Origin of the sequence: Dethiosulfatibacter aminovorans DSM 17477 (assembly GCF_900142005.1) — a bacterium.
Taxonomy (GTDB): Bacteria; Bacillota; Clostridia; order Tissierellales; family Dethiosulfatibacteraceae; genus Dethiosulfatibacter; species Dethiosulfatibacter aminovorans.
In genome coordinates, this window is record NZ_FQZL01000067.1 from 1 (window position 1) to 2,494 (window position 2,494).

1 protein-coding gene and 1 pseudogene are annotated in these 2,494 nt (G+C 37.4%); both read right to left on the reverse strand.

Features of this window, described 5'->3' with window-relative positions; genetic code table 11:
* Nucleotides 1-280: pseudogene (locus BUB05_RS18270) on the reverse strand (hypothetical protein); the annotation flags it as partial.
* Nucleotides 270-1,832, reverse strand: coding sequence for a BCCT family transporter (locus BUB05_RS18275; protein WP_073051211.1), 1,563 nt, complete (start codon nucleotides 1,830-1,832; stop codon nucleotides 270-272). The gene BUB05_RS18275 and the pseudogene BUB05_RS18270, both read right to left, overlap by 11 nt.
* Nucleotides 1,833-2,494: the final 662 nt, after the last annotated feature.

Consider the following 2,494-nt stretch of genomic DNA (forward strand, 5'->3'; position numbering starts at 1 on the left):
CGGCATCAATAATTATCGGAACACCTTGATTAACGCCCACCAAATCAGGTGATATGGCAAATCCCTCTTCTTCATTACAGTCTACATGAGTATGTACGTCAATAAATCCATATGTAACTATCTCTCCATTCAAATTCAAAACTTCACAATCATCGCATTTAAGATTCTTACCCAGTTCAACAATTTCATTATCTTCAATAAGAATATCAAGCGACTCGTATATTAAATCCACTGACCTGTCATATATTCTTCCATTTCTAATTAGTAGTTTATTCTTCATTAAATTCTCCCTTGTCAACTCTAGTATTGCCACTGTACTTCTCCAATGCACCATCTTCCCTGACCCAAATGAAAAACGATATAGTCATGACTATGAAGATCAGTATGATTGGAGGCGATGCAACAGCTGATGAAGTCTGTAGTGCCCTTAGTGCTCCTCCTGAAAACAATAGTGCTATTGGCAATGCAGCTAAAAGGAATCCCCAGAACACTCTGTACCACTTTACCGGATCTTCTCCAAACTCCAAGTCTTTAGATGCAACAAGCGCTGTAGTAAAGGCAGCTGAATCCATTGTTGTAGAAAGGAAAATAAACATTGTAGATATGAACATGAACAATATTACCTTACCCATTGGCAAGCTTAGCAGCATAGCACAGATTGCATCATAGGTCGACTGATTTGCTATGATCCCGGTTATCGGTACTATATTGTTAATCTCCAGGTAAAGCGCATAATTTCCCAAGACACTGTATGACAGCCAGCATCCAACTGAACCCCATATTATTTCCGCCAAAATTAATTCTTTCAAGGTTCTTCCTTTTGATATTTTTGCTACCCAGATACCCATGAAAGGTGCTACTACTATCCACCATGCCCAGTAAAACACTGTCCATCCCTGTGGAAATCCTGACCCCCCTACACTGTCAGTCCAGAAACTCATCTTTGCAAAATTCTGGAACATATGTCCCAAACCATCACTCATAGTATTGAGTATGAAAAATGTCGGACCTACAAACAATACAAACAGCAATACAAATATAGCCATTTTTAGATTCAAGGTACTCAACTGCTTCAGTCCTTTTTCAAGCCCTCTGTACAAACTTAAGCCGATAACGAGGCACCAGCATATAATTATAATCAAATCAACCGTAAAGCTTTTCGGAATACCGAACAAAGTATTCAATCCAGCCGTTATCATTGGCGTTCCCAGACCTATGGAAGTTCCGCATCCACCCATCAGTCCGAAAATAAAAAATATGTCTATGGCTTTTCCAAGCCATCCCTTGGCTCTCTCTTCTCCTATAACTCCACTGCAAGCCGTACTCAACTTCATGGAAGGATTTTTTCTAACCCAATATACATATGCAATAGGTATAGTCGGCAATGTATACATTGCCCATGCACTTACTCCCCAGTGAAAAAGGCCGTAACTTGTCGCCCAATCGACTGCAGCCAACGAAAATGGCTCCGCTCCATATGGAGGACTCATGAAGTAATACGCCCATTCTATTGAACTCCAGTACAATAGACTTGATCCGATACCCGCACAAAGCAACATCGCTATCCAAGAAAAAGTAGAGTGCTGCGGCTTTTCACCGGGTTCTCCAAGCCTTATATTTCCATAATTGCTGAACGCTATATACATCAATAAGATTAATGAAATAACAGCAAACCACAGATACGCCCATCCAAAATTATTCACAAGCTTTCCAAATGCTGTATTCATCAAGCTATTTGCCCCATCTGGGTTTAATATCATAGGTATAACTACTATTAGCGCAACAATAATAGCAGCATAAAAAATCGGTTTCTCAACAGTGTTTTTTTTCATACTAACCTTCCTTTCTTATTTTCCGAAGTTCTGTCGTTAATCTTATGACCTTACTCATAAATATCACTGACTCAAGATGTGTCAATTATGAAATATATCAAGTATAAACTAATTAAAATCTTTACATAAATCCGCATTTTTTTGCTACAAAATATAAATAGCCATATTAATCCTCCTTGGAATTTATATTATTACTAAAGCAATTCCCATGCCAACGTTTTCCTGGATTCGAATCAAGAGAGTTCCATCCCTTGCAAGCTCGGTAAGACTACACGCCGTTCTTTTCCATTCAATATTTCTGTTATCTATAATTATTTTACTACAATATAAAAAAACAGACAATTCCTATACAACAATTAATAAAAGCTCGTTTTTTCACGAGCTAATTAATTCACTATATTTATGCCAATAGTTCACTTGCATTTATCTCTTTTAATGAAACTGCATTATGTGAAAAAATACCGAGGAGTTTGGAATAGGTTTTGAACAATAATTTCTCCCATAACCGCTGAACAGCTGTTATGGGAGAAATAGAAAAGATAACCGATTTTAAAACCGGTTATTTAATAAGACTAGCAACCTAATTTAATATGTTACTATTTACTCTCTTCGTTAAAATCATAGTCAACTTCGTGACCGTAAATTGTAAATCCAAGAGGCGT

Coding starts and splice junctions, on each gene's coding strand:
- BUB05_RS18275 (WP_073051211.1), bottom strand. CDS start 1,832: ATGAAAAAAAACACTGTTGAGAAACCGATTTTTTATGCTGCTATTATT.